Annotated in this window: 21 protein-coding genes; 15 read left to right on the top strand and 6 right to left on the bottom strand. The window is 46.3% G+C overall.

Annotation, left to right across the window (positions count from 1 at the left end):
• Window positions 1-753 precede the first annotated feature (753 nt).
• The 3 genes from QUB13_RS03525 (at window position 754) to QUB13_RS03515 (ending at window position 2233) form a co-directional block, all read left to right on the top strand.
• Window positions 754-1104: a hypothetical protein gene (locus QUB13_RS03525; protein ID WP_333379001.1), complete on the top strand. Its 351-nt coding sequence runs from the start codon at window positions 754-756 to the stop codon at window positions 1102-1104.
• Window positions 1105-1191: 87 nt separating this feature from the next.
• A complete protein-coding gene (locus QUB13_RS03520; protein WP_333378999.1) occupies window positions 1192-1872 on the top strand; it encodes a DUF433 domain-containing protein in 681 nt (226 codons plus the stop codon).
• Entirely contained in the window at window positions 1856-2233 is a 378-nt protein-coding gene (locus QUB13_RS03515; protein ID WP_333378996.1) for a type II toxin-antitoxin system PemK/MazF family toxin, read from the top strand. The genes QUB13_RS03520 and QUB13_RS03515 overlap by 17 nt, the downstream gene beginning before the upstream one ends.
• Window positions 2234-2285: 52 nt before the next feature.
• Here the strand turns inward: QUB13_RS03515 and QUB13_RS03510 are convergent, their stop codons facing one another.
• Both QUB13_RS03510 and uvrB read right to left on the bottom strand, forming a co-directional pair.
• Window positions 2286-2753: a DUF2281 domain-containing protein gene (locus QUB13_RS03510; RefSeq protein ID WP_333378995.1), complete on the bottom strand. Its 468-nt coding sequence runs from the start codon at window positions 2751-2753 to the stop codon at window positions 2286-2288.
• A gap of 9 nt (window positions 2754-2762) precedes the next feature.
• Window positions 2763-4775, bottom strand: coding sequence for an excinuclease ABC subunit UvrB (gene uvrB, locus QUB13_RS03505; protein WP_333378992.1), 2013 nt, complete (start codon window positions 4773-4775; stop codon window positions 2763-2765).
• Window positions 4776-4959: 184 nt separating this feature from the next.
• Here uvrB and QUB13_RS03500 point away from each other — a divergent pair, with 184 nt between their 5' ends.
• Entirely contained in the window at window positions 4960-5430 is a 471-nt protein-coding gene (locus QUB13_RS03500) for a hypothetical protein (protein ID WP_194009683.1), read from the top strand.
• A gap of 119 nt (window positions 5431-5549) precedes the next feature.
• Here the strand turns inward: QUB13_RS03500 and QUB13_RS03495 are convergent, their stop codons facing one another.
• From QUB13_RS03495 to urtA, 3 genes are all read right to left on the bottom strand, one after another.
• On the bottom strand, window positions 5550-5897 hold the full coding sequence (locus QUB13_RS03495; RefSeq protein ID WP_194068457.1) for a DUF5615 family PIN-like protein: 348 nt from the start codon (window positions 5895-5897) through the stop codon (window positions 5550-5552).
• Window positions 5894-6127, bottom strand: a complete 234-nt coding sequence (locus QUB13_RS03490; protein WP_333090912.1) for a DUF433 domain-containing protein — start codon at window positions 6125-6127, stop codon at window positions 5894-5896. The genes QUB13_RS03495 and QUB13_RS03490 overlap by 4 nt, the downstream gene beginning before the upstream one ends.
• Window positions 6128-6426: 299 nt before the next feature.
• Window positions 6427-9294 carry an urea ABC transporter substrate-binding protein gene (gene urtA, locus QUB13_RS03485; protein WP_333378990.1) on the bottom strand — a complete coding sequence of 956 codons (2868 nt, stop codon included), beginning with the start codon at window positions 9292-9294 and terminating at the stop codon, window positions 6427-6429.
• Between the two features lie 255 nt (window positions 9295-9549).
• Between urtA and QUB13_RS03480 the strand changes: the two genes are divergently transcribed.
• The 7 genes from QUB13_RS03480 (at window position 9550) to QUB13_RS03450 (ending at window position 16367) form a co-directional block, all read left to right on the top strand.
• On the top strand, window positions 9550-9696 hold the full coding sequence (locus QUB13_RS03480; RefSeq protein WP_333378988.1) for a hypothetical protein: 147 nt from the start codon (window positions 9550-9552) through the stop codon (window positions 9694-9696).
• 588 nt (window positions 9697-10284) lie between these two features.
• Window positions 10285-10491, top strand: a complete 207-nt coding sequence (locus QUB13_RS03475; protein WP_333378986.1) for a hypothetical protein — start codon at window positions 10285-10287, stop codon at window positions 10489-10491.
• 434 nt (window positions 10492-10925) lie between these two features.
• Window positions 10926-11108, top strand: coding sequence for a CsbD family protein (locus tag QUB13_RS03470; RefSeq protein ID WP_333378984.1), 183 nt, complete (start codon window positions 10926-10928; stop codon window positions 11106-11108).
• A 77-nt stretch (window positions 11109-11185) separates the two neighbouring features.
• Entirely contained in the window at window positions 11186-11629 is a 444-nt protein-coding gene (locus QUB13_RS03465; protein WP_333378982.1) for a hypothetical protein, read from the top strand.
• A gap of 114 nt (window positions 11630-11743) precedes the next feature.
• The gene (locus QUB13_RS03460) at window positions 11744-12256 is read left to right on the top strand and encodes a hypothetical protein (protein ID WP_333378980.1); all 513 of its coding nucleotides are present in this window, start codon (window positions 11744-11746) and stop codon (window positions 12254-12256) included.
• A 432-nt stretch (window positions 12257-12688) separates the two neighbouring features.
• Window positions 12689-13471, top strand: coding sequence for a DsbA family protein (locus QUB13_RS03455; RefSeq protein ID WP_333378978.1), 783 nt, complete (start codon window positions 12689-12691; stop codon window positions 13469-13471).
• A gap of 523 nt (window positions 13472-13994) precedes the next feature.
• Window positions 13995-16367, top strand: coding sequence for a VIT domain-containing protein (locus QUB13_RS03450; protein WP_333378976.1), 2373 nt, complete (start codon window positions 13995-13997; stop codon window positions 16365-16367).
• Window positions 16368-16553: 186 nt separating this feature from the next.
• On the opposite strand, the gene rpe is transcribed toward QUB13_RS03450, so the two are convergent.
• On the bottom strand, window positions 16554-17255 hold the full coding sequence (gene rpe / locus QUB13_RS03445) for a ribulose-phosphate 3-epimerase (RefSeq protein WP_194009673.1): 702 nt from the start codon (window positions 17253-17255) through the stop codon (window positions 16554-16556).
• Here rpe and QUB13_RS03440 point away from each other — a divergent pair.
• The 4 genes from QUB13_RS03440 to QUB13_RS03425 all read left to right on the top strand — a co-directional run bounded on the left by QUB13_RS03440 (window position 17254) and on the right by QUB13_RS03425 (window position 20038).
• Window positions 17254-17376 (top strand): hypothetical protein, encoded by a 123-nt coding sequence (locus QUB13_RS03440; RefSeq protein ID WP_333378974.1) that lies wholly within the window; start codon window positions 17254-17256, stop codon window positions 17374-17376. The genes rpe and QUB13_RS03440 overlap by 2 nt on opposite strands.
• A 118-nt stretch (window positions 17377-17494) precedes the next feature.
• Window positions 17495-17869: a hypothetical protein gene (locus tag QUB13_RS03435; RefSeq protein ID WP_333378972.1), complete on the top strand. Its 375-nt coding sequence runs from the start codon at window positions 17495-17497 to the stop codon at window positions 17867-17869.
• Between the two features lie 104 nt (window positions 17870-17973).
• Complete coding sequence (locus QUB13_RS03430) at window positions 17974-19389, top strand: LCP family protein (protein WP_333378970.1); 1416 nt, start codon at window positions 17974-17976, stop codon at window positions 19387-19389.
• A 220-nt stretch (window positions 19390-19609) separates the two neighbouring features.
• Window positions 19610-20038 carry a YidH family protein gene (locus tag QUB13_RS03425; RefSeq protein ID WP_333090893.1) on the top strand — a complete coding sequence of 143 codons (429 nt, stop codon included), beginning with the start codon at window positions 19610-19612 and terminating at the stop codon, window positions 20036-20038.
• The last annotated feature ends 16 nt before the right edge of the window (window positions 20039-20054 follow it).

Raw genomic sequence — 20054 nt, 5'->3', positions numbered from 1 at the left:
GTTTAAATGCGATCGCGCTTAAGTATTAGATGCGTTTAGAGGGTTTCTGACTGAAGTGATGCAGCTAGCGGTAGATAAGGGTTTCATCACAGCCAAGGAGAAGCTGGAGTTTGTTACTCCGGCTTTTTTTGCGGGTAATACCGATGCTGTGGCGATCGGGCAGTAGTTTGTTTGGGTGGTGTGAAGGGCGATCGGTCTTTTTTTTATATTTCTGAAACCCTTGCCCTATCTGCCCGCGATCGATTCAATCGGGGTCTAATTCTTAATAGATATGTAGGTTGAGTTGGCACCCATTTTATCCATAACGCGGTAGACTGCGCTATTCAAGCCTATTAGATTAAAGCGGCATCGGATGTCGGCAAATTGAGGTTTAGTTAGCACCCATTTTATCCATAACCGGGTACACCAGGCTATTCAAGCATATTAGATTAAAGCGGCATCGGATCTGGGCAATCGGATGTTTAAATCTCCGTAATAAAGAAAACAAACGGTCTTATTGCTCGCTTGACAATTAAAAATTTTAGTGTTAAATTCTTAAAATACAAGCTCGAACAAAACTTCCTCACATTGCCAAGTGTAAGAAAGACAACGCTTTAATGTCTTGTAGTTTTTGCAATAGCAAATCATATCTGATACGGAAAAGCCCCGCCTGAACTAATGATTCAGACAGAGGCCTTGCTTTAGCTAGACAACTCCCGGTGGTTTGACATCTCAACTTCAGACCACCACAAGTCAACGTAACTTTTGAAATATATGTCCCATAATTATACTCCACAATGCGAGTCGTTGTACACCAACCTTCAGCGGACTAAGAAAACCCTCTCTGTTTTGGCGGAGTCACACCGCGCTTTGGCGAAGTCGAACCGCGCTTTGGCGCAGTGGAACCGCAGTCTGCTTGAGGAAAACGAAGCAAAGGATGAAACTATCAAAGCTAAGGATAAAACTATCCAATCCTTTGAGCAAAAAGTCCTTGAACAGCAACAAGAAATAGATGACTTGAGGCGCGAACGTGATTGGCAGCCAAATGACTGGGATAACAATGGTTTATCAAAAGCCGACTCCTTGGAACGCGAATATGCAGCCGAAAGACTAGGAATCTCATAGAAAGCCCGATCGCCCTTCCCATCCAAAAAATAGGACAATGGTAAAGGGCGATCGCACTTCACCCTAAAATCTTTCTCAACTAAACCCATGAGTAGAATTCGCTTACAACTAGCCGAATACTTGAAATGTCGAGGTTTCACCCCCGAAAACTTAGTCGAAGCTGTGGGCGAAACACTCAATCCTGAAACCGTATACCAACTGATCGAAAAAGCCGAAAACCTCAACCACCTAGACTTATCCGTCTTAGCCGCCATTATAGATGGCTTGAGCAAACTCAATGATTTTCCAGTTGGCATCGCAGAAGTGCTAATATTTTTTCCTGACATTTCCGAGGAAGCATTGGCAAAATCGCCTTGGCGTCAACTTTACCTCGTCGATAATGAAATTCCCCCCTATGATTGGGGAGATGTAGACCCCCTCGAAGGCACAAAGCCTGTGCGTTTTATTCCGGGAGTTGGAATAGTAATTCAGGACAATCAAAGTGCAACCAATAGCAAAGAAGATATCCAGCAATTTACTAGAATTACCTGCGATTCAGAATTCATGGGGGGAAAACCTTGCATTCGCCACCTACCCATAACTGTTGAAACTATCATCTCAATGATGGCATCTCACTATTCGACAGCAGAAATACGCCAAACTTATCCAGAACTTGAAGAAGCAGACTTTAAAGAAGTTATCGCCTATGCTAAATGGCGAATTCAAGAAACAAATCAGATCGACATTGGCAATAAAAAGGTAGAGAAAATTTGTGAGTCAGCTACCTAATTTTTTGCAGGTGAGGGCCGTGGTGCTAGTTAACTTCCCGGCTCAAATTCCCCCCGGTCGCGAACAGGAAAATACTCGACCTGCGGTAATTGTAGCTTTGCCAAATGTCACAGGGATAACCCGGTTTTCGTTGGTAATAGTCGTTCCCTTGACGACACAACAAGGAGATTGGGCGACACGAAACTCAACGCTATATCCGCAGCTTCAGGCTGGAATGGGAAACCTGCGCTATGACTCTACTGTGTTGCTGGATCAAATACGTGCTGTAGACATAAAGCGCGTTTTGGGCTACCGAGGAGATTTAACCGCAGAAGAGTATCAGCCGATCGCAAATGGAATAAAAGCTATGTTTGGCTTTTAAATTATTCCTCCATTATCTAAACGTCGATCGCGCAAATGCTTAATGCGATTCCCTACGGGATAGATTCGCACGCGCGTATTTTTTGCTCTTTTTCCTGCAAAAACTCGGCAAAATCGCAGACTTCAGCCACTAAATCTTCAGATAAATTATCCAAAATAGACTGTAAACGCTCTCGAACTCCCATCATTTCGCTAGCAGATTTTACTAATTGCAACTGATGCGGATAAACTGTTTCAACACCTATCGTTTCCATAAATGATTCTGGCTCATCCTGAGTTGCGGCAACAAAATCTCCGCCAACTTCTGCTTTCACCCAGCCGCCAAATAATTCGACTAAATAAGCTTCACCGTTCTTGAATACCTCAACAATCGCCCCCGCTGTTTCTGGGGGTGCAACTCCGCCATCTGCGAGAGCGATTTCTTCGGTTAAATTAACTGCATCAAATAACTGAAATTTGCTCATTGCTGTCCAATCTTTAACCCGCGAAGGCGGGTTTTGTTCGTGTAGACGCGGTTTCAACCGCCGGGTTTAATGTCCCAATAGCTTATCCCGCAAATGCTTAATCCGATCGCGCAACTTACCAGCCTCCTCAAACTCCAACTTCTTCGCCGCCGCCTTCATCTGCGCCTCCAACCGCCCGATTAACTGAGGAATCTCATCCAAAGATAACTCATCAACCTGTTCGTAAACCTCCTCCAACTGCTGAGAATTTAGCTTGCGCGACACATCCAGAAACGCCAAAATCGCGTTAGTCGATCGCTTTTTCGCGATCGGCTGAGGCGTAATCCCGTGCATCTTATTGTACGCTAGCTGAATCCCCCGGCGGCGATCGGTTTCATCGATCGCCTTAACCATACTATCAGTCAAATTATCCGCATACAAAATAGCCTGTCCCTGAACGTGCCGCGCCGCCCGCCCGATCGTTTGAATCAACGAACGTCCCGATCGCAAAAACCCCTCCTTATCCGCATCCAAAATCACCACCAGCGACACTTCCGGCAAATCCAAACCTTCCCGCAGCAAGTTCACACCAATCAATACATCAAACTTACCATCCTGCAAATCTTGGATAATTTCAATGCGTTGAATTGACTGAATTTCCGAGTGCAAATACCGCACTCTAATTCCCCTTTCCTGCAAATATTCGGTTAAATCTTCCGCCATCCGCTTCGTTAAAGTCGTCACCAAAACTCGCTCATCCCGAGTGACTCTCTCCTTAATTTCCCCCAACAAATCATCAATTTGTCCTTCCGTCGGACGCACGAAAATAGTCGGATCGATTACTCCCGTAGGGCGAATAACTTGCTCCGCAACTCTGCCTTCCGATCTTTCCATTTCCCAATCACCAGGCGTAGCAGAAACAAAGATGCACTGATTCTCTTTTGCCCAGAATTCCTCAGCTTTCAAAGGGCGGTTATCGGCCGCGCTGGGCAACCTAAAACCGTGTTCGATCAACACTTTTTTCCTCGCTTGATCGCCGTTGTACATCCCCCGAATTTGCGGGACTGTAACGTGGGATTCATCTATCACCAACATCCAATCTTTAGGAAAATAATCAATCAAACATTCTGGCGGTTCCCCCGCATTTCTACCTGCTAAATGCCGCGAATAATTCTCAACTCCGTTGCAGTATCCTACCTCGCGCAGCATTTCCAAATCGTAGCGGGTGCGCTGTTCTATTCGCTGAGCTTCTAAGAGTTTTCCATTTTTTTCAAATTCTGCCAGTCTGTCTTCTAATTCGAGTTCTATTCCTTGACAAGCAGCTTCTAATTTATCATCAGCAGTCACAAAGTGGCGGGCTGGATAAATATTTAAAGCAGTTGTACTTGCCATAATTTTACCAGTTACGGGGTCAACATAGCGAATGGCATCGATTTCGTCGCCGAAGAATTCGACGCGAATAATTCTATCTTCGTAGGCGGGGCCGATTTCTACAACGTCGCCTTTGACGCGAAATTTGCCTCTGCCTAAATCGATGTCGTTGCGACTGTATTGGACGTTGACTAAATCTCGCAAAACTTGCCGCTGGTTGACTTCCATTCCTACTTGCAAAGGGATAGCAGCTTTTAGATATTCTGCGGGCATTCCCAAGCCGTAGATGCAGCTAATTGATGCTACGACAATTACGTCGCGGCGTTCAAAGAGCGATCGCGTGGCGGAGTGTCGCAGCATATCGATTTCATCGTTAATTGCTGCGGTTTTTTCTATGAATGTATCGGTGACGGCGATGTATGCTTCAGGTTGGTAGTAGTCGTAATAACTGACAAAGTATTCGACTGCATTGTTGGGGAAAAAATTGCGGAGTTCGTTGCACAGTTGAGCTGCCAAGGTTTTGTTGTGTGCTAGAACTAAGGTTGGTCTGCCGATTTTTTCAATAACCGAAGCAATGGAGAAGGTTTTGCCGGTACCTGTCGCGCCGAGTAAGGTTTGAAATCGATCGCCCGCTTGGATGCCTTTGACGAGTTGCTCGATCGCTAGCGGTTGGTCGCCTGTGGGCTGGAAGGGCGCTTGCAATTGAAAAGATGCTGCCGCAGTTACCATAGGAAAATGTAGCTATTACCAATAAATCTTAACAAAAATTGAGAGATTTGGCAATTTCGTTAAGAAAATAGTTAAACTTTGTAATACTATTTTAATCATCGGCCGCAATAGAAAGCAGAAAGCCCAGAAAAGCAGTTGTCCGAACCCAGCAATCAACCCCCAGCAATTAGCAAGGAAAAAAATTATGGCTCTCACACCCAAAGATAAAGTCAAAGCGAGCGCCCGCAACAAAGGCACTACCAAGGCCCTACCAGCCACCAGCGAAGGTCAATCAGCGGGCATCCAACTTTATCGCCCGCAACTCATGCATGATAACCGCCCCGTCGGCCCAGATGATTTTACCATCAGCGAGACAGTCTCGATATCGGGGAATCGCCCGATCGGCACCAGCACCCTGCACATCAGCGAAACTTACGGCATTGTAGGCAATCGCCCGGTGGAAGCCAGCGACTTGGAAGTAGTTGGTACAATGGGGAGACGCCCGATCGGCTCCAGCGCCATTCAAGTCAGCGAAATGTTCAGTATGTCCGGTGCTCGCCCAATTGGAGTAGGTACTCTGCACATTGACGAAATTTACTCCACAATGGGAGGAGACCGCCCCATTGCTTCAAATGAAATTGACGACAGCTCGACTTTAATGGGCTTCTTAGATTAATCAGTCATTAGTCATTAGTTATTGGTCATTGGTTTTTTACTGTTAACTAATGACTAATAAAACATTTGTAGGGAAATTGAGCGCGATCGCTATTGAGCAATTAAATCATCGAAAATGATTTATTTAACCCGGCAAATTTCCACAATATTTTCGCCATTTTTAAGTAGATCGACTGCATCAGGAAAAGCACCAGTGAAAATGCGTTGCAAATCTCTATTCGTAATGTTACCGCAGGTTAGCCAAAGAATTTGTGGTGGACTACCAAGGCGAATTAATAAATCCACAAAATCTCGATCCTTAGTTATGATAACTGTACCTAAGCCGTTGGTACGAGCCGCATTAAATATCTCAATATCCTGAGCATCCTGCAGCCCGAGCTCTTGCAATGTAACAGCGTTAACACCGAATGTTTGGGTTAACCATTTCGCCAAACTTGGAGGAAATTGAGCATTTAACCAGAAAATCATACTGCGATCCTGGGGAAATCTATGCTGAGAGATGCAAAAAGCAGACACGCTTGAATGTCTTCTGGTTCCAAATCGGGGAAATCAGCTAGAATCTCGCTAGCTGTTACATTATCTGCTAGAGTTTCTAAAATGTCGCTAACGCGAATTCTCATGCCGCGAATACAGGGGCGACCGCCACATTTACCAGGTGTTTGAGTAATCCTTTTAAGCAATGCAGTTCTATCAGTCATATCTTTAATTTCTCGTTTTCCGATCGATTAACTGTGATAATTCAGGTTCAACGGTTTTTGTGATGGCGTTCTGGAGTCCGCAAATTGGAGCCTGTGCAAGTCCGCACTGCGAACCGTTTTTATTATGGTAATCCATCAGGCATGATATGACCGAAAGCATCCAGGATACAAGCCCCCGCATTCATCCGTGGAGAAATAAAAAACCTGTATCCGATGAAACTTGCCCCCCGAATTTATCCGTGGGGTCAATGCTTCAATCTAAAATCTAAAATCTAAAATCGATTGACCGCTCGCTAATTTCACGGACGTTGATATTTGTTCAACAAATCAGCAAAGTGCTTGTAATCTACAGGCTTCCTTAAATACTCCGCCGCTCCTAATTCCAAACCCTGATTTTTGTCGTCCAAAAAAGTCAACATAATCACCGGAATATCCGCTAAATCCGGATCTGCTTTTAATGCAGACAGCACCGCCCAGCCGTCCATACTCGGCATCATTACGTCCAGAGTAATCGCATCCGGTAGCAACTCCTTTGCCAACTCAAGCCCAGCTTCACCGCTAGCTGACGATCGCACCTCAAATCCCTCTTTCGACAAACAGCGAGTGATTAAATCCCGGGCGTCGGGATCGTCGTCAATCACCAGCACAATAGCAGCATCTGGCAATTCCAAGGGTTGCGGCCCCAATTTGTCCGTTTTTTCCGGCAGCGATTCATCGCCTTGGGCTTCTTTCTGACTTTTAACCGCAACCGGCAACCGGATTGTAAAAGTAGAACCGCAATCAAACTCGCTCTCAACCGTAATATCCCCGCCCATCATCTGGCAAAACTTCCGGCTAATTGTCAGCCCCAAACCGGTGCCACCGTACCTGCGAGTAGTAGAATCATCGGCTTGGGAGAAAGCCCCGAACAGCCTCGACAACTGATCGTCAGTCAGCCCGATGCCAGTATCGGTGACTTGAAACACGATCGCAGAATTTTGACACCCAGAGTTCACGATAGAAAGTCCTTCAGAATTGTCAGGAGGCAAAACTTCCCATTCTTCTTCCTTCCAAACATTAATCGTAATTTTCCCTCGATCGGTAAACTTAGCAGCATTGCTCGTCAAATTCAACAGCGCTTGTCGCAGCTTCGAGGAATCAGAATATATCGTGCCAATATCGCGATCGCAATTGACGATCAAAGTGTTGCCATTTTTACCCACCAGCGGTTGAACCGTCGTCACAACCTGCTCAATCAAATTCCACACATCGAAAGTTTCCAGGAACATAGTCATCTTTCCTGCTTCAATTTTAGAAATATCAAGGATATCGCTAATAATATTTAGCAACTGTTTGCCTGCAAGATTAATGCTTGCCAAATCCATCACAAACTCTTCTTCGCCTAGTTCGATCGCCTCTTCTTGCAGCAGCTCGCTGTAGCCAATAATCGCATTTAGGGGCGTTCGCAACTCGTGAGTCATATTTGCCAAAAATGTGCTTTTCGCCCGGTTGGCAGCTTCCGCATAGTTCTTAGCAACTTCCAATTCGCGCGATCGCTCCTCTAGCTGCCGCTGCCGTACTTCCAAACCCTTGAGCAAACTGTTAATTTGCTGAGCCATTGTATTGAGAGTAGAAGATAGCACCCCGATCGCATCATTAGACACCACAGGCGATCGAGCCGTCAAATCACCGCTCGCCATCAGTTGGGCTGCTTCCCTGAGCAAGCCGAGATTCCGAATAATCCCCGACACCGACACACAAGCAACTATCCCCGCGATCGAACTCAAAACCAAAGTCCCCAGCAGCCAGTGCTGAGTGCGGCTCGCCACAAACATAGTTTGCTGCACCAGCACCGCCATTGCTGCCTCAGAAACCCCCGCTGCAGCAGAGGCAGCCTCTATTGCCACCAGATAGTTCTTCATCTGCACCGCCCCCATCCACCCGACTCCCGCCGCCATCCAAGTTATCAGTACCAAGATCGCAAACAGTCCGATCAAAGAAGCCCGAGTTCCCACAGAAATCCGCCTCGGAGCAAGGGCCGCCGCCCAAGGATAGTCTTTCAGAAAAGGATCGGGCACCAGCGGCGCGCCGGAATTCCAAATTTCCTCAATTTGACCGTCCGATCGCACCTTGCCAATCCGAGCAGTTTTCCAGGTATGCTGTGTTTTGGCATCTATTTTTACCTTGCCCGAAGGCGCGGCAAACTCAATATTTTTAGCAGCCTCCCTGACTTTAACTGCATCTATCGAACCAGCTTTTTCTACTGCTTGTTTCCAGAGATAAACGCCAAAATAAGCCGCTTCTATCGGATCGTCCGTCACTCTATTTTTCCCGTATCGAGCTTTATAAGCCTTGACAAATTGCTGATTTTTGGGTGTATCTATGGTTTGAAAATAATTCCAAACTACCAAATGTCCGGCAATATTTTGATACCCGATCGCCCGCACTTCCTCTTCTGCTATGCTCGCCGACATCACCAGCAAGTTTTCCGGTTTCAAGCCAGCTTCCCGCAACTTTTGGAAAAAAGCTACATTGCTGTCGCCGTTAAGAGTATTGAGAATCGCATCCGGTTTCACTGCTAAGATATGTGCGATCGCCTCATCCACCTTCCTCGAACCAAGCGGCAGATACATTTCCCCCGCCAATTCTCCCCCGAGTGCCGCCAGTTGAGCTTTCACAATCATATTTGCCGTGCGGGGAAAGATATAATCCGAACCCAACAGAAAAATTTTCCGCTTCCCCTGTGCGAGTAAGTAATTCACCCCAGGTAAAATCTGTTGGTTTGGCGCAGCACCAGTATAAAAAACATTCGGACACTGTTCTAGCCCTTCATACTGCACCGGATAAAACAGCAACCCGCCATATTGCTCAAAAGCCGGCAGTACAGCTTTCCGACTCGCCGAAGTCCAACAGCCAAATACCACCGCCACCTGCGCTTCTAGGAGCAATTGCTTAGCTTTTTGAGCAAAAGTTTGCAAATCGCTGGCTCCATCTTCTATCACCGCTTCCAAGGGGCGTCCGAGCACTCCTCCAGCAGCGTTAATTTCCTCAACCGCTAACAGCGTCGCGTCTTTAACAGAAATTTCGCTGATGGACATCGTGCCCGTGAGCGAATGCAGCACGCCTATTTTTATCGGCTCACGAATTAGGCCTGCTGCTTCGAGAGGGTTACTGCTGCTTGCTCCCATAGGGTTTTAGATACTTTCTACTAATAACAGAAATTTTAGTTCGATCCTGCTGGAAGTCAGCCTTGATGCTAACTCCTGTTTAGCAGATTTGTTCGGGCGATCGCCACAAAACTTGGGAATTGCCGCACCCTGTTGATTTTAACGGTCAAACTCGATCGCCTTGACCTCAGTCTGCACCAATCTGTCGCCTATTTCTCTCTTCATTTTGTACCGATGTCGAAACCGCCTCATCAAACAAACGACACAAGTCCATAAATGCGCCATACCCCAAAAATTCTCCCCGCACTCCCCCACACTCCCCGCACTCCCCACGCGCGAGTCACAAAGCAATCTCACGCACTCACGCACTATTCCCCTTCCCCTATAGCCTTTCTCAAAAAGGTGAAGAGCGATCGATTTTAGATACTTCGGCTTGCTTCGGCTACGCTGGCTCACAAGTCGCTCAGTACGAGTTTTAGATTTTAGATTATAGATTAGGAGATTGGGCAATTGGGCGATTTTCGATACCTCATATGAGAGTTCTAACTGCTATATCGCGGTTTTCAAGCGTGGTGAGGTTTACCCTATGCCGGATAGTACCTCATAGGAGAACTCGAAAGGCTATATAGCGGTTCTCAAAAACATGAGGTATGCCAAATTATGCGACGATCAGCTTTTCGCACGGAGGCCGTCTTTACCTCCAGAAACCTCAGAAAGCCTATAGGCACTTGCGATTCCCAATTCCCAATTCCCAATTCCCAATTACCCATTACCCATTACCGGACATACCTCATCTTTACGAGAAAGGCTATATCTCTCTTCCGGCCGATTCAAGTTTCCCTGATTTCTCTAACTATTAGATTAAGAAGTAAAAACTAAAAACTATTCCCCAGCCCTAATCTCCCTTCAGGCAGAGGAAAGTCTCTGCGATGGCGCTTAGGATAAATCTAAGGTTGACTCTATAAGTAACCTTCTTAAAAATAACTTTTGCAAATAGTTGGGTGAAAACTAATGAATATTGAACCAAACGCAACCAACAGGGTCAGCGACCTACAAGTCACGCTACCAAAATCCAGAGAAATATTGCTCGGCGAGGAAACAGAAAAAGCCCTCGGCGAGCAGAAACAACACAATGCTGAAACTATGCGCGCTGTCGAACAGTTAAAAGAAGAACTGCAGCACAAAATAGATACAGAATGTCACCATACGCCCGATTAAAACTAATGCCAATATTTAGAGGGTGTGGGTAAGATACGGTCTTGCCCGCACCCGCTTTTTGAAGTTAGATAAAAGTCGGTACAATTCAAGATAAATTTAAAATTTTCCATTTTTTGAGTTAAAAAAAATCCTGTTCTCGGTGTACAAATAGGTTAGCACCGAGCTTTTTGTGCGACACTACACTTCGCTTGTTGCAGCTCGCAATTTAGGTCAAAAAACTGTCAGCAGCAAACTCGCAGTCTATCCTCAATTCAAGAATAATTTTTCCTAATTCCCTATTCCTAATTCCCTATTCCCTATTCCTGACCTCCATGAGATTCTGTACACTCCGAGTACACCAAACTTTCTTCCTACAGGTAGAGTGCAACTGAACTTCTTGTTCCCTATGATAATAAGTAGAAAGTGTAAAACTAGATACAGATAAGGAAAAACAAATGAGTCTTGAAGATAAAGCAAAGGCAACTGGCAAAAACATCGAAGGCAAAGCTCAAGAAGCCCTAGGCAATGTTACTGGCGACCCCAAGGACAAAGCTGAAGGCAAAACGAAGCAAGCAGAAGCACAAGCTCGTCACGCAGTCGAAGATGTGAAAGATGAAGTCAAAAAGAAATTAGACTGATTCTAATACTAATTGAGAGGGTCTATAAAGCTGACCCTCTCAAATATTAAAACTGTTTTCATACCGGAGGAAAAAAGGTGAGTTTATTGCAGCAGAGTCGAAAAATAATTGCGGGTCTAATGTTGGTTTTAATGCTGGCTGTGACGACTGCCTGCGCCCCCAGCGTTTCCGCCCAAAAACCGACTAATGTACCTGTAGCAATTGGCGGCAGTCAGGGTTATTACGCGCAGCTAGAACGCGGCAATACCGCTGCAGGTCAAGACTTTGGTCAATGGGTAACAAAGACTGCTCAAGGCTTAGTTCAGGATGCTTACGTGCGTGACAATAATAAGTTGGGAGTTGTAATTACTCCGCAAGTGAACCCTAAAGAAGTGAAAGATTTGGCGAAGTCTTTAGCTCAAGGTTTTCACCGCAATTTTCCCAACCAGGATGTAAGTGTTTTGATTTATGCTCCTGATAAAAAGCTAATTTTGACGGCCAAGTACGACCAGCAATCAAATCAAATTGAATACAATTCTTGATTTGGCAACAAAGTTTGAATGAGCGCGTAGCTTTAATAACTTTTTGGAATTTTTGGCTGGCGAAATCATCGAAATTTGAAACATAACAGTTGTGTAGATTTGGGAAAAAATACCATGAGTAGCAGCGATAATTATAAGAGTCAAATCATGAAGGATTTGGCTCAGGGGAATAAAGAAGTGATGCCGGAAACAACCGGTGAAGAGTACGAAAATTTTGACGATTTTGCTCAGAGAACTTCGCCGGATCAGCGCAAACAATTATTCGGGCGTTCTTTGAATCATGACTCGCTACCGCCGGCGCAGTTGGAACCGGAATTGCAAAAGGCGATCGCCCAAATTAAGCCAAACGAACGAGACGACGTGGCGCGGGAATTCTTCAAGCATTTGGGCAAGAGAGGATTGGACGATCGCCACTTGGAAAAGCAGCTAGGACTTTCTACCCACCACGCCAGCCGCATGAATGCTGACGATGTTACCAAGCTGGCCTCGTTTACCTATCACAATCACCCGGATATTTTCCGAGAAGTGCTGGCCGAACAGCCGAGTTTGATGAAGTTTTTGGGCAATCCAATTGTGGCGGGTATTTTGGGAATTGTTGCTGCTAAATGGCTCAACAACCGGAAATAATCGAGCAAACACTTGCACTCTTGACTGCAAATCTTTTTGATGACAATTATATCTATTCCGGCTGCGCCGGAATGATATAGAGGACACGGCAGTGCCGTTTCCCTACCGCGATTAATTGTAGGGACACGGCACTGCCGTGTCCTGATTTCTTACTTGACTGCAAATCTTTTTGATGACAATTATATCAATTCCGCCTGCGCCGGAATGATATAGAGGACACGGCAGTGCCGTTTCCCTACCGCGATTAATTGTAGGGAAACGGCACTGCCGTGTCCTGATTTCGGGTAATATTAATTCCGATGCAACCGGAATTGATATTACTAATTATTCCTCACATATAAAAATAGCTGCACAGCAGTAAACTTAGGTACACCTGACACTCCGCAAAATAGAATGTAGGATTAAGTGTTGCCTTGAATCAGAAAAAAAAAGATGAACTTATCCACTATTTGGCGAAAACTCCGCAGCCAGCAAGCCTTCTGCTTCGCTGCACTGCTGGCAGGTTGCCTGGTATTTATCGGTTGTTCCCCCGCCCAGTCAGTGGCTGGCAATTCAGTCGATCCCAAGTTTAAAGAGCAAGTTTTGCAGGTGCTCCGCGAAAACCCGCAAGCAATTTTAGATTCGGTACAAGCGTACCAGCAAGAGCAGCAGCAGTCTCTCAAAGCTGCACAGGAGTCTTTTTTGCAGGCGATGAAAACTAATCCCAAATCTGCGATCGGGGATGCTCCTACCACGGGCTCGGCGGCGCAGCAGATTGTACTTTTAGAATTCTCTGACTTTCAATGTCCGTTTTGCGCGAAGGCTCACGAGACTATCAAGCAGTTTATGGCAAAACACCAGGACAAAGTTACTTTAGCTTACAAGCATTTTCCCTTGACTTCAATTCACCCTCAAGCGCTGCCAGCGGCTAAAGCAGCTTGGGCTGCTGGGCAGCAGGGCAAATTCTGGGAATATTACAATGCTTTGTTTGAAGGGCAGAAAGACTTAGGCGAAGAATTTTACGGATCGATCGCCCAAAAGCTCAATCTAAAATTAGATAAATTCAACACCGATCGCAACAGCCCCGCCGCCGAAGCCGCCATTGGGAAAGACGTGCAACTGGCTAAACAACTTGGCATTGAAGGCACTCCGTTCTTTATCATGAACGGCCAAACTTTCTCCGGGGCTGTCGAGCTTTCTGAGATGGAAAACATTCTCGCGAATGTCTCGAAATAATCAATCTCATTTCCGGTTGCATCGGAATTAATATTACCCGAAATGAGGACACTGCACCTGCGGTGTCCCTACAATTAATCTCAGTAGGGACAGGGCATTGCCGTCTCCTCTATATCGCAAAAAAGTGCAACCGGAGTTGACAGAAACGCTGCGATTGAATTTGCAAAATGGGAATTATAGCACTCCTAAATCATTTTCAATAACTGGTTAAGAGGCTAAGAGCCTAGGAATCGATGTCACTCTTGAAGAGCCTCGCGAAAATTGAGGCAGAGCCTCCGGATCTGCGTTACCAGGCAGAGCCTGGTAACGAGTAATCTAAAATCTAAAATCGAATGACTGGCTGTTTGAGTCGATCGCAACTGAGCATTACTGTTTGTATGATATTATAATACACACATCCTCAAACACCGTCAAAAACAGAACATAAAGAACAAGATTGTTAGCATCAAGTCAATCGCAAGAATTTGCATGGCAGTTGCGATATTTATATCACCTCATATATCAGTGATGGAGGAACAACCTCATGACACCCTTGATATCTCCAACCGATCGCACCAGTGGATTGTACGTGCGTTCCCCCGAAGGAAAACAACTCGTTTTTCCCCTGAAACATACAGAAGTTCTAGCCCAAATAGCCGGAAATCTATCGCGAGTTGAAGTCTCGCAAACATTTGAAAATCCTTTCACCAAGCCGCTGGAAGCCGTCTATATTTTTCCGCTACCTGCCGAAGCAGCGGTTGATGAGATGGAAATTAAAATTGGCAGTAACACTATTAAAGGCAGCATCAAAAAACGCGAAGAAGCACAGCGAATTTACGAAAAAGCCAAACAAGAAGGGCGAACTGCGGGTTTGCTGGAACAAGAGCGAGATAATATTTTCACCCAGTCCCTTGCCAACATCAAACCGGGAGAAGAAATCGAGGTTGTGATTCGCTATACGGACAGCTTGAAATTTCAAGCTGGGGATTATGAATTTGTGTTTCCGATGGTTGTCGGGCCGCGATATATTCCCGGTACGCCGCTGGATGAAACTGCAGCCAGCGGTAGCGCCCCAGCCCCAATGACAGTTAATTCGTCTACCGATATTGTTCCCGATGCGTCGCGGCTGAATGCCCCGATTTTGCCGCCGGGAATGCGATCGGGACAGGATATCGGCGTGACGCTGGAAATTGAGGCGGGCGTACCGATTCGCAATGTCAATTCTCCATCGCACCAACTGCAAATTGAATATTTCGACTCTCCCCAAACTTCCCCAAACAGCGAGCAAAAGAATGGGCTGAAGGTGCGAATTCAGTTGGGAAATCAAGATACAATTCCCAACAAAGATTTGATTGTTCGCTATCAAGTTGCCGGTCGAGAAACTCAATCGACGGTATTAACTCAATCGGACGATCGCGGCGGACATTTTGCTATTTACTTAATTCCGGCGATCGAGTATAAAACCGATGAAATTGTTCCGAAAGATGTCGTTTTTTTAGTCGATACTTCTGGTTCGCAATCCGGTGCGCCTTTGCAGCAATGTCAGGCATTGTTGCGGCAATTTATTAACGGATTGAATCCAGCGGATACTTTCTCGATTTTGGATTTTTCCGACAAAGTGCGGCAACTGTCAAAACAACCGCTACCGAATACAGCGGAGAATCGGCAACAGGCGATCGCATATATTAACAAACTCCACGCTAACGGTGGTACGGAAATGTTGGGCGGCATTCGGGCTGCGATCGATTTTCCAGCACCATCCGGGCGCTTGCGGACTGTGGTATTGCTTAGCGACGGTTACATCGGCAACGAAAACGAGATTTTCGCCGAAGTACAGCAGCATCTCAAATCGGGGAATCGCCTGTACAGTTTTGGTGCGGGGAGTTCCGTTAATCGCTTTTTGCTCGATCGCATTGCCGAAATTGGACGGGGGTTTTCCCGGATTGTCACCCACGACGAACCAGTTAATAAATTTGTGGAAAAGTTCTTCCGGCAAATCAACAATCCGGTGTTAATAAATCTAGAAATTACTTGGCAGGGAGAGGGCGAAAATCCGGTAATTTATCCGTCAGTTGCGCCGGATTTATTTGCCGAACAACCGCTGGTTTTATTTGGTAAAAAGGGCGATCGCCAAGCTGGAACACTTCATATAAAAGGAGTTAGCGCAGGCGGACACCAATACATCCAAACCTACGAGATGAACTTTACTGATGCTGGAAATCCGGCAGTTGCCCAGCTTTGGGGGCGGCATCGCATCAAAGATTTGATGAATCAGATGGTGCAGTACGAAACCAAGGTGGGAGTGGAAACAGTGACAGAAACGGCGCTAACCTATCAGCTTCTGTCGCAGTACACGGCTTTTGTGGCCGTCAGCGATGATGTGCGCGTCGAACCGGGTGCGGAATCGATCGCGATGAATGTGCCAGTAGAAATGCCGGAAGCGGTGGAATATGAGGGCGTATTTGGTGGCCACACAGACTATATAGATGGCAGCACAGACTGGATGGAAGCAGGAGGAGAATTAGAACGCGGCATCTCATTTAGCCCACCTCAGCAGATGTATTCATTGTCCGCACTAGCCAGCGCCCCCGCACCGTCGGCGCGCCCGCGCGGCACCTCACCTGTAGAAGTTGTTAGCGCTACGGGGTTGGATGAAGAGGCGATCGATAGTTTAAACGAACACTTGGAAACTCTGACTGTGCCACCGGGTACAAATGGCGAATTGGTGTTAGAAATTGTCTTCGGTAAGGTGCGCCCCAGTCGAATAGTTGTGGATGATGATGCTTCGACTTTGGCGGATGTGGAGTTGCTGAAAACGATTAAAAAATGGCTGTTTAGTTGGCGCATTCCTCACTTTATTGGGGATACAGTGCGCCTGACGCTGCGGGTGCGCTCAATTCCGGTTGCACCGGAATGATAGAGGAGACGGCAATGCCGTGTCCCTACCCAAAATAATATTGTAGGGACTTAAGCCAAGCCGTGTCTTGATTTCTACGCCAGATTAATTGTAGGGACACGGCACTGCCGTGTCCTGATTTCGGGTAATATTAATTCCGATACAACCGGAATTGGTATAACTTGACGGAAACGATCGCATTTTCAACTAAACAGCAGCCAACTCAGGAGTCGGGCGCTTGCTGTTGCGGATACCCTCGATCGCGCTTGCGTAATCCTTCGCCTTAAACACAGCAGAACCCGCGACGATCGCATTTGCGCCCGCTTCCAGAACCTGCCAAGTATTGTTCGTCTTCAAACCGCCATCCACCTCAATCCAAGGATCGAGGCCCTTCTCATCGCACATTTGGCGCAACTGGCGAATTTTCGGCAGCACCGCCGGGATAAAACTTTGGCCGCCAAAGCCCGGATTCACGCTCATAATCAGCACCAAATCGCAAAGTTCCAGCACGTACTCGATCAACTCTAGGGGTGTCGAAGGATTCAGAACCACACCAGCCTGCTTGCCCAATTCCCGAATTTGACCTAGGGTGCGGTGCAAGTGAGGCGAAGCATTGTGCTCGGCGTGAACGGAAATAATGTCCGCACCAGCCTTAGCAAAGTCTTCGACGTATTTCTCCGGCTCCACAATCATCAGGTGGACATCGATTATCTTGGTAGTAACGGGACGAATTGCTTCGACAATCATCGGCCCGATAGTAATATTAGGAACAAAGCGACCGTCCATCACATCTACGTGAATCCAGTCAGCCCCAGCTCGATCGACCGCCTGAATCTCTTCTCCGAGACGGCTAAAATCGGCTGATAATATTGATGGAGAAATAACGATCGGTTTTTGAGATTTGGTCATGGCTAAGTCTGTTCTCCTGTCTGCGGTGCTGTATCCAGTTTATCAAAATACGGCTCTCCGGGTCGAAAAGTTGCTGGCGGGCGATCGATCGCCCGCAATCACCGAAAAATTTTGCCTCTGACAGACAACGTTTGTGCAAAACCAGCCCTGCTGCGAATTTTGGTCTGCGAGCTCAATTTTGTGTCAAACCAATAAATTTTGTGCAAAACTAGACCTCCTGTAAATTTTGAATGCAAATTATGAAAAATACACATCCCTCAGAAAATCCTGAACTCGATCGGGCAAGTCTGTTTGTATTAATGATCCCAGTCATCGGCTTTTTCCCCGCCCTGTGGAATCTTTATCGGCGTCAGGGCAGCCCCGAACGCAAAGCCGTCAGCCGCTTGGCAATTGCCCTTGCTGTTAGTTGGCTCCTAGGACATATTCTTTTAGAAGGTGCAGCGATTTCTGCGGAATCTCCGACACTTACCATGTTATTAATGAGTAGCCTGCTAACAACCAGTTATTTTATTGTTTCTGTGGGACTGATGGTTCGTCTCTGGAAGCGTCAACCGCTATGGTTGCCCGGAATAAGTCGCGTAGCCGAGCAAGTGGTCGGCAAACATTTATCATAATTTAGGGTTCTTTTAAGCCCGACCCTATTGATTGAGTGCAGTTTCCGCTTGATACTACATATTTCCGCGATGTTTTTTTATTTTTGTTGTCTGTGAGGAAGCCAGTGCCAGTTCAAAAAACTCCTAATCAAGACCCTATCGAACAATCAACCGCTCAACCTGCAACTAAAAAATCGAACCAGCCGCATCGAGGCCGTTGGTTGGGTTTTGGTTTTGGTTTGGCTGGAGTAGCAATGCTCTCAGCCACCGCCGGAGCGCTGCTAGCCGTCTCGCTTTCCACAACACCGCTTCAGCAACAAAAGTTGACTCCCGAAGAAGCGGCGGTGTTTTCTCAAGGCGACATGGCAAAGCTCAACATGAAGATGCCGGAACTGACTCGTCCAGTTAATATTTTAGTTTTAGGACTTAAGGTTCTGAGTTCAGACCTCGACGGCCATCCCGACAAGGAACAGGGATACGATGTCTGGCAAAACTCTTTTAAAGGGTTAACCGATACCATGCTATTGGTGAGGTTTGACCCTCAAAATAAAAGATTAAGCGTGCTTTCGATTCCCCGTGACACCCGCACCTATGTTGAAGGTAGGGGTGAAGTGAAAATCAACGAAGCTAATTACTACGGTGGCCCGGCTTCGTCAGCTAAATCAGTCAGCGGACTCTTGGGCGGCGTGGGAATTGACCGTTATGTCACAGTCAATATTCAAGGCATCAAAAGCTTGGTAGATGCACTGGGCGGCATTACTATTAATGTCCCTAAAGACATGAAGTATACCGATGAAAGCCAACATTTATATATAGATTTAAAGGCTGGCAAGCAGCTTCTCAACGGCGAACAAATCGTGCAATATTTGCTTTACCGGCACGACGATTTGGGCGATATTGGGCGGGTGCAGCGCCAGCAATTGTTGATGCGGGCTTTTGTGGAACAGGAAGTTAATGTAGGTTTGCTGTCTCGCTTGCCGAAGATTTTGTCGGTGATTCAGTCTCACCTTGACACGAATTTGAGTATAGAAGAATTGGTGGCTTTAGCTGGTTTTGCTACTCAAACCGATCGCGCTGGCGTGCAGATGTTGATGGTTCCCGGCAGATTCAGCGATCCTAAAGACTATAAGGCAAGTTTTTGGTTGCCAGACCAAAATGCGATCGAAACTATGGTGGCAGAGCATTTTGACTTCGGCCAAAATACTTGGACAATCGAGAATGCTGATGCGACTTTTCTGAAGGTGGCGATTCAAGACAGTACGGGCAATGAATCGGCTGTTGAAGATTTTGTCAATACTCTGACTCGCGCTGGCTATCGGAATGTCCAGGTTTATAAAGATTGGCCAGAACCGCTAGAAGAGACTACGATTGTCGCTCAAGACGGCGATATTAAAGGTGCCCGAGCGATTCAACAGTCTTTGGGTTTTGGAGATGTGCTGGTTGAGAGTACGGGTTCTTTGCAGTCGGACGTGACAATCAGATTGGGTAACGATTGGTTGACTAAAAGAACTCTGTCGGGCGGGGAATTTAAGTCTTTTTAAACTGGGTTTTAACCGCAGTATTTGTAGGACACAGCAATGCTGTGTCCTCTTATTTTCTGTGGGTATAGAGGGAGGCGATCGCTTTTTTGTCGATTTACTGATACTATATTTTTTGGTGATGATGAATCGCGATCGCCATACTGATACTTCCCTTTGCAACCAGAACTAACACAATAATCAACGAGGGAAAGCTTAATATTTTTTTATAAAGGTAGGGTTGATGAACAAGGGTGCTAAAATAGACCGACAGCGCGAACATCAGGCAAATGAACGCACCTTTCTTGCATGGTTGCGAACTTCACTCGCTTTAATTGGTTTTGGATTTGCGATCGCTCGGTTCAGTTTATTTCTCCGCCAATTTCAAGCTACAGTGACTCAGCAAGAAGTTTCTTCCCCTCCCTTCTTCAACTCCGAAACTTTAGGGCTGAGTTTAGTCGTTTTTGGCATTGCAGTCATAGCCTTAGCAGCATGGCGTTACAATCGAGTTTTCTGGCAAATCGAGCGAAGTGATTATCGCCCTAATCGCGTGCTAGTTTGGATTCTGACGGGAGTTGTGATGATTTTAGGAACGTTAAGCATTCCGTTGTTGCTGTGGCGAGATCGCGCAAATATAGCTCCCACTTCAACTCCTAAAAACTCTCAATTCTAAGTTAACCCGATCGCTC

Source organism: Microcoleus sp. B4-D4 (genome assembly GCF_036705185.1).
Lineage (GTDB): Bacteria > Cyanobacteriota > Cyanobacteriia > Cyanobacteriales > Microcoleaceae > Microcoleus.
The sequence above is the reverse complement of the archived record's forward strand: the minus strand, read 5'-3'. Positions and strand labels throughout refer to the sequence as shown.